The following is a 16835-nucleotide window of genomic DNA, read 5'->3' on the forward strand; positions in this document are numbered from 1 at the left end:
TTATATAATGCCTGCAGAATATTTTACCAAACATTAGCATTAGCACATAGTAAGTCTCCTAAAATAACGCCTGACATGATGAAAACTCGTACTTTCTCGTCCCGAACAGGGATAATTCGCAATGCTTGTATTGCAATCATCATTGTATTAACGCTCTTCTCAGCCAAATCGTATTCGCAAACTAAAATATTTGCAAATACTGTCACTAAATCGGATCGTGTTGATAATGCAACAAATGCAACATTAAACAACAATAACTTTGCTACTGTAAATTCATACGGTGGAATTGCTGTTGGCATAGGTTCGTATAGTGGCGAGCTGGAACTTAAATATCCGGCTTCGGTTGCTGCGGGAGTTACATCTTATCTCAGAATAGAGTTTGATGGAGATATCCTGAACAGGTTATTAGGCGGTAGTTTAGGTACTTTATTGGCTAATGTAGGTGGCACAGTAGTTCTCGGAAACCATTCTTTTCAGGTAGGTGCCAGAAATGGTACTACAGCAGTACCGCCAACGGGTGGTAATAGTGTAGACGGATTTTCTTCAGATAATTTACGCTTAGTAAAAGATGCAAATGGTTTCTTTTACATAGCGATAACCCCTACGCAGGCTTACGATAGGGTGTTTCTAAAAGATGTAACCAATGCACTTTTGCTTGGAACGACTAATAGTACAAAGGTTTATTACTCTTTTTATACTTCAGGTACTGATCCTTGTGCACAGGCTTTTACTACAGGGTACGAAGGAACCGGTATTACGCTCGATGCCTTGCAATTGGGTAGCTCAGGTGTAACCAATAGTGAAAGGGCAATTGATTCGGATCCAAATAATTTTTCTCAGCTTAGTTTAGGCATACTTGGCGTTGGTTCATCCATTAGCCAAAATTTTTATTTTGCAACACCATCAAATCCAGGTGACGATATTAACCTGAGATTTGCTACTACCCCTGCGTTGCTAACAGCAGGAGTTTTACAGAACATTTCGATAACCGCATATAATGGCGGCACCCTGGTATATACAGGATCAGTTCCGACTACGTTAAATTTAGATTTATTGGGTCTTTTAAATAGTGGACAGCCGATATCGATTCCTTTTTCACCAGGTGCAAATGTAGTATACGACAGGGTGAAGGTAACACTAGGTTCGGTAGTTACTTTAAACCTTACACAAACGCTTAATGTTTATGGGGTAATCCGCTCTGCGGGCAGGCCAACACCAGCAAGCACTGCAATTGATGCGTGTTATAATAGTACAGTTGCGTTAACGGCAACTACGCCAAATACCAACGAGCTGCTATGGTATGAAGCCATAGAAGGTGGAGCACCAATAAGTACGGTTGCTTTTAATGGTACTTTTACTACACCGGCATTAACGGCTACTAAAACTTATTATGTTGCTGCCAGAAGATTAGGCTGTACAGCCGAATCGACAAGGATTCCTGTTGTAATTACAGTAAACCCACAAATTATTTTTAATGGGGCAACATTAACGAATGCTACACCAGGTTTTGCGTATTCTAAACAGTTAACGGCAGCTACAGGCGGAACGGCAGGTTATACTTATGCTTTAGCCGCAGGAAGTACATTGCCAGCCGGCTTAACTTTATCATCAGCTGGTGCAATTACCGGAACACCAACTGTAGCGGGTAATTCAACTTTCGATGTTGTGGCCACAGACAGTAAAGGCTGTAAAGCAACTGCAACTTATAATTTAACTGTTACGGCAGCATTGGTACTTACTCCAGGCGCATTGCCTGATGGTGTAACAGGAACGGTTTATCCAACGCAGACTATTCCGGCAGCTACTGGTGGAACAGGACCATATACTTATAGTGCAACGGGTGTGCCTCCAGGCTTAGCTTTTAATCCGACAACAAGAGAAATTACCGGAACACCAACACAACCTGGAACATATTCTATTCCAGTTACTGTAGTTGATGCGAATGGAAACACCATTGTTTCGAACTACACGATCAAGATTACCGATCCATTGTTATTACCTGCAGCTACTTTAGCCAATGGTACAACTGGAGTGGCTTATCCTACACAGATTATTCCGAGTGCAACTGGTGGAACAACACCTTATACTTACTCGGCAACAGGCCTGCCTCCGGGTTTAACTTTTAATCCGTCAACCAGAGCCATTGCTGGTACACCAACAACACCAGGAACTTATACCGTACCAGTTACGGTAACCGATGCAGATGGAAAAACGGCAACTACAAATTATAGCATTACTGTAAATAGTCCATTGGCATTGCCAGCGGCAACCTTGCCAGATGGAACAGAAAATGTAGCTTATGCTACCCAGGTTCTGCCAGCTGCAACAGGTGGTGTTGGTCCTTATACTTATGTAGCTACTGATCTGCCTGCAGGATTAACATTTAATCCAACAACAAGAGAAGTTACCGGTACACCAACTCAGGCAGGTAATTATGCAATAACCCTAACAGTTACCGATAGTCAAGGTCAAACAGCGAGCAACACTTATCCAATTAAAATAATTGGAACGTTAAGCTTGCCTACCAAAACTTTACCGAACGGAATTGTTGGTACTTCATACTTACCACAAACGTTACCTGCGGTAACTGGCGGTACTTCGCCATATACCTATGTAGCTACGAACCTTCCTCCGGGATTATCGTTCAACCCAACTACAAGGGAAATTACCGGAACCCCAACACAAGGTGGTAGCTATAATATTTCTTTAACTGCTACAGATGCTAACAATAATAAAGCAACTACCACGTACGCAATAACTGTAACAGTAAATGCGCCGGTTGTAGCTTCTGCTACGGTATGTTCCGGAAGTACTGCAACTTTAACCGTTAGCAACCTTCAGCCAGGTGTAACTTATAACTGGTATGCTTCTACTGGAAGTACACCATTGGTAACCGGTAACAACGGCACTTTTGTAACACCAGTTGTAAATTCGGCAACAGTATTTTATGTTGAGGCCGTTTCCGGAACAGCAATCAGTTCGAGAACATCGGTTTCGGTTTCGGTTAACCCGCCAGCAACTTTGGCTACGGTTACAACCAATAACCAGGTAATCAACGCTGGCCAAACCACAACATTAACCGCAACCGCTGATGCTGGAAATACCATCGCCTGGTTTGACGCACCTTCAGCAGGAACACAGGTTGGAACTGGGACTTCGTTCACTACCCCAGTTTTAACTGCAACCAAAATTTATTATATAGAAACTACAAGCAGCAATGGCTGTAAAAGTGCAAGTCGCGTTCCGGTAACTGTAACCGTAATTAACGGGGGCGGTGCAACAGCTTGTAATGCAGCGAATAGTCAGAATACAGGTATTAACGGTATTTGTTTATTATGTGCTGTAAATGGCGCAGGTAATTCAACCGATGCTGATGCCAACAACTTCACTAGAATTTCTCTAGCGGTAGGTGTTGCGGCAACAGGTTACCAACAATTAATTTTCCCATCTACAGGTGTTGCTACTGATAGCATCCGTTTAGATTTAGCTTTGCCAACTGGTTTAGCCGATGTTGGTCTTTTAAACAACGTAACCGTAACCGTATTAAATGGTACTACAGTTGTAAGAACAGTACAATTAAACGGTGGATTATTAAATCTTCAACTTTTATCTGGTAACCGTTTTGCAGCAACTGTTTTGGCAGGCGGTGCATACGATAGGGTTCAGGTAAGCTTTGGTGCATTAGTTTCGGCTTTAACCAGCTTAGACATTTACGGTGCAACTGTAGTTTATCCTAATCCAACATTTATTGCTGGTGCCCAATCTATTTGTTCAGGTAACACTGCAACATTAAGTGCAACTGCAAATGGTGGTACTACTTTAGCCTGGTTCGATGCACCAACAGGAGGAAACCAAGTTGGTACAGGTGCAAACTTTACAACTCCGGCCTTAACAGCAACAACGACTTATTATGTTCAGGTAAGCAAAGGAACTTGTTCAAATACAACAAGAGTTCCGGTGGTTATTACCGTTAACCCGGCAATTGTATTTGCAGGTACAACTTTAACCAATGCAACCATTGCATCTCCTTACAGTAAACAACTTCCGGTTGCTACTGGCGGTACACCTGGTTATACTTATACTTTAGCTGCAGGTAGTACTTTGCCAGCTGGTTTAACTTTATCGCCAAGTGGTTTGGTAAGTGGAACACCAACTGCAACCGGTAACCCAACATTCGATGTGGTGGCAACCGATACCAAAGGCTGTAGCACAACTTCAACTTTTACTTTAACCGTAACGCCAGCATTGGCTTTGGCTCCTGGAGCATTGCCTAACGGTGTAACAGGTACGCCTTATACTACAAACGGAATTCCAGCTGCAACAGGTGGAACAGGTCCTTATACTTATTCGGCTACGGGTGTTCCTCCAGGATTAACCTTTAATCCAACAACGAGAGAAATTACCGGTACGCCAACTCAAATTGGGACATTTACCATTCCAGTTACAGTAACAGATGCTAATGGCAATACCATTACCTCTAACTACACACTTAAAGTAACTGATCCACTGGTTTTACCAGCAGCAACTTTAGCCAACGGAACAACAGGAACAGTTTATCCAACACAAACTATTCCATCTGCAACAGGCGGATCAACACCTTATACTTATGCGGCAACTGGTCTTCCTCCGGGATTAACTTTTGATCCGGCTACAAGAGCAATTTCAGGAACACCTACACAATCCGGAACTTTTACAGTACCGGTAACGGTAACCGACGCTGATGGAAAAACAGCAACCAATAGCTATACAATTGTAGTGGTTGATCCTTTATTGTTACCAGCAGCAACCTTGCCTGATGGAACTGAAGGAACAGTTTATGCCACACAAACCTTGCCTTCGGCAACCGGTGGTGTTGGTCCATATACTTACGTAGCAAGTAACCTTCCAGCCGGATTAACTTTTAATCCAGCAACAAGAGAAGTTTCGGGAACACCTACACAGGCCGGAAATTATTCGATCAGTGTAACTGCAACAGATAGTGAAGGCAGAACCGCAAGTAATACTTATGCACTTAAAGTAATTGGTGTTTTATCATTACCAGGTGCAACACTACCAAACGGTATTGTGGGTACACCTTACCCAACGCAAACCTTACCAGCGGTAACAGGCGGAACAGCTCCATATACTTATTTAGCAACAAACCTTCCTCCGGGATTAAGTTTTAATACCGCAACAAGAGAAATTACAGGAACACCAACTTTAGGTGGAACTTTTACCATCTCTTTAACTGCAACCGATGCAAATGGAAATAAAGCGACAACAGCCTATAGCTTAACTGTAACGGTTGATGCGCCAGTGGTTGCTGCAGCTACAGTTTGTGCCGGAAGCCCAGCTACATTAAGCGTAAGCAATTTGCAAGCTGGCGTAACTTATAACTGGTATGCTTCTACCGGAAGTACACCGCTAGTTACCAATAATACAGGTGTTTTTGTAACACCTGCGGTAACTGCTCCAACAGTATTTTATGTTGAGGCGGTATCTGGAACGGCAGTAAGTTCGAGAACTGCAGTTAATGTTTCGGTTAACCCACCAGCGACTGCTGCAACGGTAACCACAAACAGCCAGGTAATTAACGCCGGGCAGTCTACAACTTTATTAGCAACAGCTGATGCAGGAAATACCATTCAATGGTATGATGCTGTTACAGGTGGAACACAGGTAGGGGCAGGTACTTCATTTACTACGCCAACATTATCGGCTACTACTACTTATTATGTAGAAACTACAAATGCCAGCGGATGTAAAAGTGCAAGCCGCGTACCAGTAACCGTTACCGTATTAAATAACGGTGGTGGTACTGCATGTAACGCTGCCAATTCACAAAACTCTGGTATAAACGGAATTTGTTTATTGTGCGGTATAACTGGCGCAGGAAATTCTACTGATGCTGATCCTTCTAACTTCACCAGGATATCTCTTGCAGTAGGTGTAGGTGGCTCAGGTTACCAACAATTAATTTTCCCTAACGCTGGAACAGCTACGGATAGTCTTCGTTTAGACTTAGCATTACCAACCGGTTTAGCCGATGTTGGTTTATTAAACAATGTAACTGTTACTGTATTAAATGGTACTACAGTTGTAAAAACAGTACAATTAAACGGTGGACTATTAAATCTCCAGCTGTTATCAGGTAACCGCTTCACTGCAACTATATTAGCAGGTGGCGCTTACGATAGGGTACAGGTAAGCTTCGGCGCATTAGTTACGGCTTTAACCAGTTTAGATGTTTATGGTGCAACAGTAATTTACCCTAATCCAACAGTAACAGCGGGCGCACAAACCATTTGCTCCGGAAGTACTGCAACATTAACTGCAACAGCAAATGGTGGTACAACATTAGCCTGGTACGATGCTGCAACTGGTGGTACACAATTGGCCACTGGCGAAACATTTACCACGCCAGCTTTAACTGCTACCACTACTTATTATATTCAGGTAAGCAAAGGCGGTTGTCCGAACGTAACAAGAGTTCCGGTAACTGTAACCGTTACACCAGCATTACCAACACCAGTATTGGCCACAATTGCTAATGTTTGTGAAGGATCATCAGCAACTTTATCGGTTGCCAATCCAGATGCTGCGGTAACTTATAAATGGTACGATGCTGCAACCGGTGGAAACTTAGTATTCACTGGCGCGGTATTCCCAACTCCGGCATTAACAGCAGCAACTACTTATTATGTAGAAGCATCTCAAGGAAACTGTACAAGCACTACACGGGCTGCGGCAGCAGTATCCGTAAATCCTCGTCCGGCTTTACCAGTAGTAACTGCAAGTTCATCAACAGTGAGTGCAGGGCAAACTGCAATTTTAACAGCTAGCTCGGCAGATGCAACCAATACTTTCAACTGGTATACTTCTAACACTTCAACCACACCAGTTTATGTTGGTGCAACTTATGTTACACCGCCACTATTGGCAACTACAACCTATTATGTAGAATCGGTTTCAACCAACGGTTGTACTTCTGCAAGCCGCGTACAAGTTACCATCACCGTTGATGGAAATGGATCTCCAAACCCAGTACCTTGCGAGGCAGCAACAACACAAGTTGGTGGTGTTACTGGTGTAGCTTTATTATCGGGCGTGTTTAACCCAACATTAGCTATTGATAACGATACACAAACCGCATCTTCATTGGTAATGCCAGTAGGGGCGCTTGGTGCATCAGTTTATCAAAGAGTTGGTTTTGGATCATTATCTAAAGTTGGCGATACGGTACGTGTTTTAGTATCATCTCCAGGAAAACTACTATCACTTTCGTTATTAGGAAACGCTTCCATTACTACTTATGTTGGAACCAGTAGCAATGGTGATTCGAGATTGTTAAATGATAACTTAATCAATATTCAATTGCTAAGCGGTAATACCCAGGCCTTAATCACTTTTGTGCCAACGAATGTTTTCGATGGAGTAGAAGTAAGGTTAAACTCTGGTTTATTAGGTGCTTTAACATCTATTAACTTAAATTATGCGCAACGCATTTTAGTCGCACCTACTGTAGCATCAGCAAATGTTACGGCTTGCGTGGGCCAAACTGCACAGCTTGAAGTAAGCAACCCGTCAGCAAGCTTAACCTACAGATGGTACGATGCTACAGGTACATACTTAACCGGTAAAGACGGTATCATATTTACTACCCCAGTTTTAACAGGCGATACTAAATTCTATGTTGCAGCGGTTTCTGCAACTGGTTGTGTAAGCTATAAAACAGTAGTTAATGTAACTACAAACCCTGCACCGGTAACGCCAGACTTATTATCAGCATCTGTTAATACTTGTCCGAATACATCTGTTACTTTCCAGGTTAAAAATCCAATTGTAGGCACAACCTATAACTGGTACGATGCTGCAACAGGTGGAAACTTAGTATTTACAGGTGATAACTTTACAACACCTTTAATTACTGCAAATACCAGTTATTTTGTAGCAGCAGTAAATAGCTGTGGTAGCTCATCAGCAAGAACTGAGGCTAAAATTATAATGGGAACTATTGATGTTCCGGTAATTACACCACCATCAGTAACCATCAGTGAAGGTTCTGTTGCCGTATTAAAAGCAACGTCGAGTACAGCAGGAGCAACCATTAACTGGTACACTACTGCAAATGGTGTAGTTCCAGTATTTACTGGCGAAACTTACGTAACACCGCAATTAAGTGCAACCACTACATATTATGTGGAAGCTACTATTCCTGGTGGCTGTACTGCAACAAGCAGGGCAACTGTAACCGTTACTGTAATTCCTAACGGTACACCGATAACCACACCTTGTGGAGCGGCTACAACAACAGTTGCAAGCGGTGTAACGGGAGTAGCTGTATTGGCTGGTGTTTTCAACCCAACTTTTGCGGTTGATAACGATATCAATACAGGATCTAGTTTGGTTATACCAGTAGGATTGCTTGGTGCATCTGTTTATCACCAGGTTGGCTTTACAGGACTATCAAACGTAGGCGATACTTTAAGAGTGAAAATTACCACTCCTGGTGCATTGCTTTCGGTAGGCGTGTTAAACAACTTAACGGTAACTACTTTCCAGGGTACAACCAGCAATAACGATGCGGTTTCTATATCTAACCCATTAATCAGCTTAAAATTATTATCAGGAGGTACATCGGCTATATTAACCTTCGTTCCAACAAGTAAATTTGATGGGGCAGAATTGAGATTAAGCTCAGGTCTTTTAGGAGCATTAACATCTGTTAATTTAGATTATGCACAACGTGTAATCACCACGCCAACAGTTACTGCAGCTACAGCAAGTGCTTGTCAAGGTTCATCTGCTACATTGAGCGTGCAGAACCCTCAAGCAGGTGTAGTGTACAAGTGGTACTTAGGCACAACTTATCAGGCCGGAAAAGATGGAGCAACTTTCACAACAGATCCAACTTTAACTGCGGGTACTTATACCTATTCGGTAACGGCAACAGCTAATGGTTGCGAGACTTTAGGAACCAAAGTAACGGTAACTATTTTACCTCCGGCAGTAGCACCGATTCCATCAACTACAAATCCAGCTACAACTTGTATCGGCTCACCAGCTACCTTAAGTGTACAGGCTGTTGCAGGTATTACTTATAACTGGTACGATGCTGCTACAGGCGGCAACATGTTGGTAACTAACAACAGTAGCTTTACTACGCCTGCATCGCTTGCAGTAGGACCACATGATTACTATGTGGAAGCCATAAGTGGAGCGGGTTGTTCAAACTCAACACGTACCAAGGTTTCTATTACTGTTAATCCATCAGCAGTTGCTGCGGATGTAACAGTAACCGGAACAACATCATTATGTGCTTCTGGTACAGCGGTGCTTACTGCAGCCAGTACAACAGTAACCAGTCCGGTATTTACCTGGTATACTGATGCTGCTTTAACACAGGTTGCTTTTGTTGGTGCAGTATTTAATACGCCAGCCATTACCGCAACTACCAAATACTATGTTACCGTTAGCGGAACAAATAAATGTGCAAATACAGCAGGTAATGCAAAAGAGGTTACCGTAACGGTAAATCCTGTTGCTACTCCAGCTGATATTAACTTAGCTGGAACAAGCACAGTTTGCGGTGGCTCTTCAGTTACTTTAAATGCAACAAGCACAACTGTAACCAACCCGGTATTTACCTGGTACAGTGATGCGGCTTTAACTACAGTAGCATTTACTGGTGCAAACTTCGTTACGCCAGTACTTACTTCAACCACCACCTATTATGTAACGGTTAAAGGCGATAATAAATGTGAGAATACAGCAGCTACTGCAAAATCGATTACCATTACGGTTAATCCTGCAGCTACTGATTCAGACCTTGCCATTAACGGAATTGCATCAATATGTAAAGGATCTACAGCTGCACTGTCTGCTTCAACAACAACAGTAATCAATCCTGTATTTACCTGGTACAGCGATGCTACTTTAACAACAGTGGCTTATGTAGGTGCTAGCTTTACTACACCTGCGCTTAATGCAACCACCACTTATTATGTAACCGTAAAAGGTGATAATAAATGTGAGAATTTGGCTGCAAATGCTAAGGTTGTTACCGTAACCGTTAAAGAGTTTGCAACTTCTGCAGATATTGCGGTAAGCAATGCTCAAATCTGTTCAGGTTCTACCGTAATGTTAATGGCTTCGAGTACTACCGTTACTCAACCGGTATTTACCTGGTATAGCGATGCATCATTAACAAGTGTAGTATTTACAGGTCCAACTTTCACAGTAACTGGATTAACTGCCACCACTACTTATTATGTAAGCGTTAAAGGCGCCAATAAATGTGAAAACAGCGCTGCAGATGCTAAAGCGGTAACAATAACCGTTAATCCTTTGGCAACAACTACCGATATTATTCTTAGTGGAAGCACAACTGCTTGCGCAGGATCATCGGCAGTATTAAGTGCAACATCGCCAACAGTAACTAACCCTGTATTTACCTGGTACAGCGATGCTGCTTTAACCAATGTAAGTTTCATTGGTGCAACATATACGACGCCGGCTTTAACCAGCACTACTACTTATTATGTAACCGTAAAAGGTGATAATAAATGTGAAAATGCACCTGGTACAGCTAGGGTAATTACAATAACTGTTAACCCGGTTGCTACTGCTGCCGACATAACCGCTACTGATGCAACAATATGCTCAGGATCTGGTACTACCTTAGTAGCAAGTACAACAACCGTAACCAACCCAACATTTACCTGGTACAACGATGCTGCTTTAACTTCGGTAGCATATGTAGGTACCTCATTCGTTACCCCGGTATTAACGGCGACAACTAAGTATTATGTTACAGTTAAGGGTGATAACAAATGTGAAAACTCAGGTATCACTGCAAAAGTGGTAACAGTTAATGTTAATCAAGGTGCAACAGCTGCAGATATTACCTTATCAACACCAACACTAGTATGTGGATCGGGCACAGCAGTAATCAATGCAAGTTCAACAACAGTAACCAGTCCAATATTTACCTGGTACAATGATGCTTCATTAACAAGTGTTGCCTTTACCGGACCAATATTTACCACACCGGTATTAACCAGCACTACTACTTATTATGTAACCGTAAAAGGTGCTAACAAATGTGAAAACACTGCAGCAAATGCAGCAGCAGTAACCATTAAAGTTAACCCGATTGCGGTTGCAAGTGATATTGTTGTAAATGGATCAACAAATATTTGTGGAGGATCTAATGCAGTATTAACGGCAAGTAGTACAACAGTTACTAACCCGGTATTTACCTGGTATACCAACGCAACCTTAACTGATGTAGCTTTTGTAGGTGCTGTATTTACCACACCAACATTAACGACCAACACTACTTATTACGTAACTGTAAAAGGCGATAACAAGTGCGAAAGTAGCGCTGCTACAGCTAAATCTGTTAACATTGTTGTTAACTCGGTAGCTTCGGCAACTGATGTTACTGCAACAGATGCCACCATTTGTGCAGGATCGTCAGCCAGCTTAGTTGCCAGTACCACAACAGTAACCAATCCAATATTTACCTGGTACAGCGATGCAGCTTTAACAACGCCAGTATTTACTGGAGCAACCTTTAACACACCGGCATTAACCGCAACAACTAAATATTACCTAACCGTAAAAGGCGATAACAGATGCGAAAGTTCTGCCGCAAATGCTAAAGTGGTAACCGTTAATGTAAATGCAGTTGCAACAGCGGCCGACATTACCCTATCTACACCTGCGAGGGTATGTGGTTCTGGAACTGCGGTAATTAATGCAAGCTCAACAACAGTAACTAATCCGGTATTTACCTGGTACGACGATGCTTCGTTAACCAGTGTTGCTTTCACCGGACCAATATTTACCACACCGGTATTAACAGCTACCAAAACTTATTATGTAACTGTTAAAGGAACCAATAAATGTGAAAACACTGCAGCCAATGCGAAAACAGTAACGGTTACAGTTAATCCAATTGCTGTGGCAACAGATATTACCGTAAACGGATCAACTTCAGTTTGTGCAAGTACTGCAGCAACATTGGCCGCAACAAGCACAACGGTTACGAACCCAATATTTACCTGGTACAGTGATGCTACTTTAAATACCGTAGTGTTTACTGGCCCAGTGTTTACTACACCGGTATTAACTGCAAGTGCAACTTATTATGTAACGGTTAAAGGCGATAATAAATGTGAAAATACCGCAGCAACAGCGAGGGCAGTAGCCATTACCGTAAATGCATCACCAAACAACCCAGTGGTATCTGTTCCGAATGGAGGCATATGTGCGGGTGATGGAGCCACCCTAACAGTAACCAATGCACAGGCAGGTGTTACTTACGAATGGTACAATGCAGCAACTGGTGGTAATTTATTATTCACTGGTACAATATTCAATGTAACAGCCTTAGCTGCAACAACAGATTACTACATCTTAGCAATCGGTACAGGAGGTTGTAACAACAACGGTGGCCGTGTTAAAGTAACCGTAACTGTAAATGCGAAACCTACAGTGCCAACAGTAGCAGCAACATCTGTTAATGTTTGTACAGGAAGTCCGGCTGTATTAACGGTAACAAATCCTCAAACCGGTGTAACATACAATTGGTACACTGCAGCAATAGGCGGAACGTTAGCAGGAACAGGCGTAAACTTTACAACACCTGCAGTTAATGCAAACATCACTTACTATGTTGAGGGAGCAAACGGAACTTGTATTTCATCATCTAGAACACCGGTAAATGTAATTGCACTACCAGTGCCAGTTGCACCAGCATCAGTAACAGCAGCAAATGGAACACTTTGCGCAGGTAGCTCAACCATACTAACGGTTAATAACCCGGTAACAGGATTAGTTTACAGATGGTATGCAGCTAGCTCTGGTGGGTCTGTATTGGCAGAAGGTATAACCTTTACTACACCAAACTTAACTACTACCACAATCTATTATGTAGAAGCAATAGCAGTAGGTGGTTGTGCAAGTCCAACAAGAACGGGTGTTACGGTTAATGTACTGCCAGTATTAGGAAAACCAGTAGTAGTGGTACAAAGCACAACACCAAATAGTGTAACCTTTGCATGGGCTGCTGTTGCAGGTGCTACCGCCTACGAAGTTTCTCAAGATAACGGCTTAACATGGGTAAACCCAACAGGCGGATCAACCGGAACAACTTACTTGGTAGCAGGCTTAAAACCAGATCAAAGTGTAACCATTATTGTACGAGCCAGAGGTCAGATTGAGTGCCAAACCAGTGCAAATTCTACTCCGGTAACTGGTAAAGCAGCTAATCCTTTTGGAGATCAGGTTTACATACCAAATGCATTTACACCGAATAACGACGGTAAGAATGATACCTTCTTAATCTATGGTAATACCATATCAAGCGCCAGAATGAGCATTTTCACACAATGGGGTCAATTGATATTCCAATCAGATAATGTTGCAAATGGATGGGATGGAACTTTCAAAGGGGTAAATCAACCGACCGGAGTTTATGTGTACATGGTTGACATTACATTCACCAATGGAACAACATCATTAAGAAAAGGTACAGTAACGCTGATTAGATAAGAAGAGGATTAATAATAAACAGATAAAATCAAAGACCATGAAAATACTATCGGCTTTAAAAATATATGTTGCAGTGTTAGGATTGCTGCTGTGTACAGCTAAGTCCTTTGCACAAACTGATCCGCATTTTTCACAATATTATGCAAACCCGTTATATCTTAACCCGGCCTTAACCGGGGTAATAGACGGCGATTATCGTGCAACTGTAAACTTTAAACAACAATGGAGTGCACTAAACAGTTCTTTCTTAACAGGTGGAGCATCGTTCGATATGGCTCCGAAAAAGAACTTTGCATTTGGTGCAACCATTTTAAACCAAAGGGCAGGGGAGTTAGATTTTAATTATCTATCAGCACTTGTATCGGGTTCCTACCGTTTAAGGTTTGGTATGGAAGGCTTACAGATGGTAAGCTTTGGTTTACAAGCTGGAGTAATTAACCGCAGTTTCGATTTCTCTCAGGCCAGGTTTGGTAACCAGTTTAATCCAATTTCAGGTTATGATGGTGGTATGATGAGCGGCGAAACACTTTCATCTCAATCCTCTTTGGTTCCTGATGTAAATGCAGGTATCATGTATTTTGATGGTAATCCCAACAAAAGTGTAAACATTTTCTTAGGCGCAAGTGCAGCACACTTAACCCGTCCTATGGATCGTTTCTCTGGTTCAAATTCACGTATCCCCGTTCGTTTTACTGCACATGGCGGTGCGCGCATCAAGGCTTCAGAGTTATTGGATATCGTACCCAATGCATTGTTTATGTACCAGGGTAATACAAACGAGGTATCGGTAGGTGCTTATGCACAGCTTAACGTTAATCCATCAGCAAACATTTTGTTTGGTGGTAACTACCGTAATAAAGATGCTGCAATTGCCTTTGTTGGCCTACAGTTAAAGAATATGGTTTTCGGGTTAAGTTATGATATTAATACCTCTACTTTCAACCGCGCTTCTAACAGTAACGGTGGTTTAGAGCTTTCGATTTCCTTAATTGGCCGTAACGGTCTTATTGGTCCAAACTTCTTTTGTCCACGTTTATAATTAATCAAATGAAAAAAATATTACTCTTTTTGTTAGTGGCATTTGGCGGTTTTGCAAACGCACAGTATGTGGTGAATTATAAAAAGGTTGCAGATACTTATTTCGAAAATAAGGATTACTACGCGGCATCTACTTTTTATAAAAAAGCCTTAAAAATTACTGGCGACAGTACCCAGGCCATTTTACCATACGGTATGGAAAGGAAATCAGCTACTGATGATAAAGTGATAGACGATTATGAAGGATCGATTTATAACCTTGCAGAATCTAGTAGGTTGTATAGGGAATTTAACGAGGCTGAAAAATATTATGCCATAGCGATCAACTTTACCAATACACGTTTTAGAAAGGCCCTGTTTTATTATGCAGAAAGCTTAAGGGCAAATAAAAAATTTAACATGGCTATCGATGCTTTTCAGCAGTTTATCCAAAAAAATCCTGGTGATGCTTTGGTAAAGGATGCCCAGAAGGAAATTGAGTCGTGTAAGTTTGCAATTGAAGAAATGCGTTTTCCACGCATGGTACAAGTAAAAAAAGTACCTGGGAACGTAAATGGTTTAGGCTCTAATTATGCTCCAGTTAAAATCAACAACGAGTTGTATTTTACTTCATCCCGTCCGGTTGCTGTAGGCAGTAAAAAAGACATGGTTAAAACAGATGCTGGAGAAGTTCAGGTATCAACTAAAAGCAATCCATTCCTTAATAATATTTATGCAGCGAAGGGCGAATTAACTTCGGCTGATATTGCAGTGAAAAAAATCGATATCAGTTTCCCTAAAAACATAGAAGTTGCTGCGGCTACTTTTAGTCCTGATGGAAATACAGTGTACTTTACAGCTTGGAAGGATAAAGAAAAATATGCTATTTATTCTTCTAAAAAAACAGGTGATAAATGGGCAGACCCACTACCGGTTGGCTTACAGGTAAACAGTAAAGATTTTAATTCAACTCAACCATTTATAACCAGCGATGGTAAATTCCTGCTTTTCTCATCCGATAGGAGCGGTGGTTATGGTAAGTACGATCTTTGGTATTGTACCGTTCGCGAAGATGGATCTTTAGGGCAGGCCGTAAACTTTGGCCCTACCATTAATACTGAAGATGATGAACGTGCACCATACTACAACCCATTAACCAAAAAGTTATTGTTTAGTACCGATGGTAGAATAGGTTTTGGTGGTCTCGATTTCTTTGAATCAGAAGGTGATCTTGTAGATTGGACCAAGCCAAAAAATGTAGGTTATCCATTTAACTCATCAAAAGATGATCTTTATTTCACTGCAACAGATGATAAGGGAACAAAAGGATATATCAGTTCTGATCGCGAATCATCATGCTGTTTAGAGGTATTCGAAGTGAAAAAAGAATACTTCTCTATTGCTGGTATTTTAACTGACTGTAAAACTAAATTGCCTTTAGCAGGTGCAAATGTAACCCTTACCAATGCAGAAGGTGCTCAGAAAATTACAACTGGCACTGATGGTGTATATAAGTTTAAAGTAGATTCGAAAAGACCAATCAAATTACTTTTTGCGAAAGATAATTATTTCGCAATTACTAAAAACTATTCTTACGAAGAATTGGCAAAAGCAGATACCTTGATTTATAAAGATTATTGCTTAAGTCCTTTCAAATTGGGTATCCCAATGGCTTTGGATAACGTTTATTATGAATTTAACAGTGCCGAACTTACCGAGCCTTCTAAAAAAGTATTAGACTTCTTGATTCCGATCATGGAAGATAATCCAGAAATGGAAATCGAGTTGGGTTCTCATACGGATAATATCGGAACCGATGAGTACAACTTAGATCTATCGAACAGAAGAGCAAAATCTTGTACCGATTATTTAGAAAGTAAAGGAATTGCCGCTGCCAGAATGACTTCTAAAGGTTATGGAGAATCAATGCCGATTGCACCAAACGAAATTATAGTTAAACGCAAGAAAAAAGATAATCCGGAAGGAAGAGCAAAAAACAGAAGAACAGAATTTAAAGTAACCAAAAAATAAAATTCAATTAACATCCCGGTAAGCCATCTTCCTAAAAAGAAGATGGCTTTTTAGTTTATATTAGGTTGGTCCAGATTTGTAATCCGAACCTATGTACCGCGGGTTTTTAACCCATTAAATGAGCAAAAGATTATATGGTTCGTCATTTCCGCTTAGGCGGAAATCTTAATACTTTCGCTAGATGGTTGCCTTTGTAGGAACCTTTTTGCTTTTATTCCCGCTGATTTTAGATGATAAACACAGAACCA

General features: G+C 41.4%; 3 protein-coding genes. All 3 read left to right on the forward strand.

All coding sequences use genetic code 11. The annotated features are described in order from the left end of the window. Positions 1-75: 75 nt before the first annotated feature. From AC1RJ8_RS11710 to AC1RJ8_RS11720, 3 genes are read left to right on the forward strand one after another with little or no spacing between them, the layout of a single operon-like run. Positions 76-13539 (forward strand): Ig-like domain-containing protein, encoded by a 13464-nt coding sequence (locus AC1RJ8_RS11710; protein WP_492954196.1) that lies wholly within the window; start codon positions 76-78, stop codon positions 13537-13539. Positions 13540-13576: 37 nt separating this feature from the next. Next, complete coding sequence (locus AC1RJ8_RS11715; protein ID WP_492954195.1) at positions 13577-14578, forward strand: PorP/SprF family type IX secretion system membrane protein; 1002 nt, start codon at positions 13577-13579, stop codon at positions 14576-14578. An 8-nt stretch (positions 14579-14586) separates the two neighbouring features. Then, positions 14587-16587 (forward strand): OmpA family protein, encoded by a 2001-nt coding sequence (locus AC1RJ8_RS11720; RefSeq protein WP_492954194.1) that lies wholly within the window; start codon positions 14587-14589, stop codon positions 16585-16587. Positions 16588-16835: the final 248 nt, after the last annotated feature.

The organism is Pedobacter sp. GW822-FHT03F06, assembly GCF_058801365.1.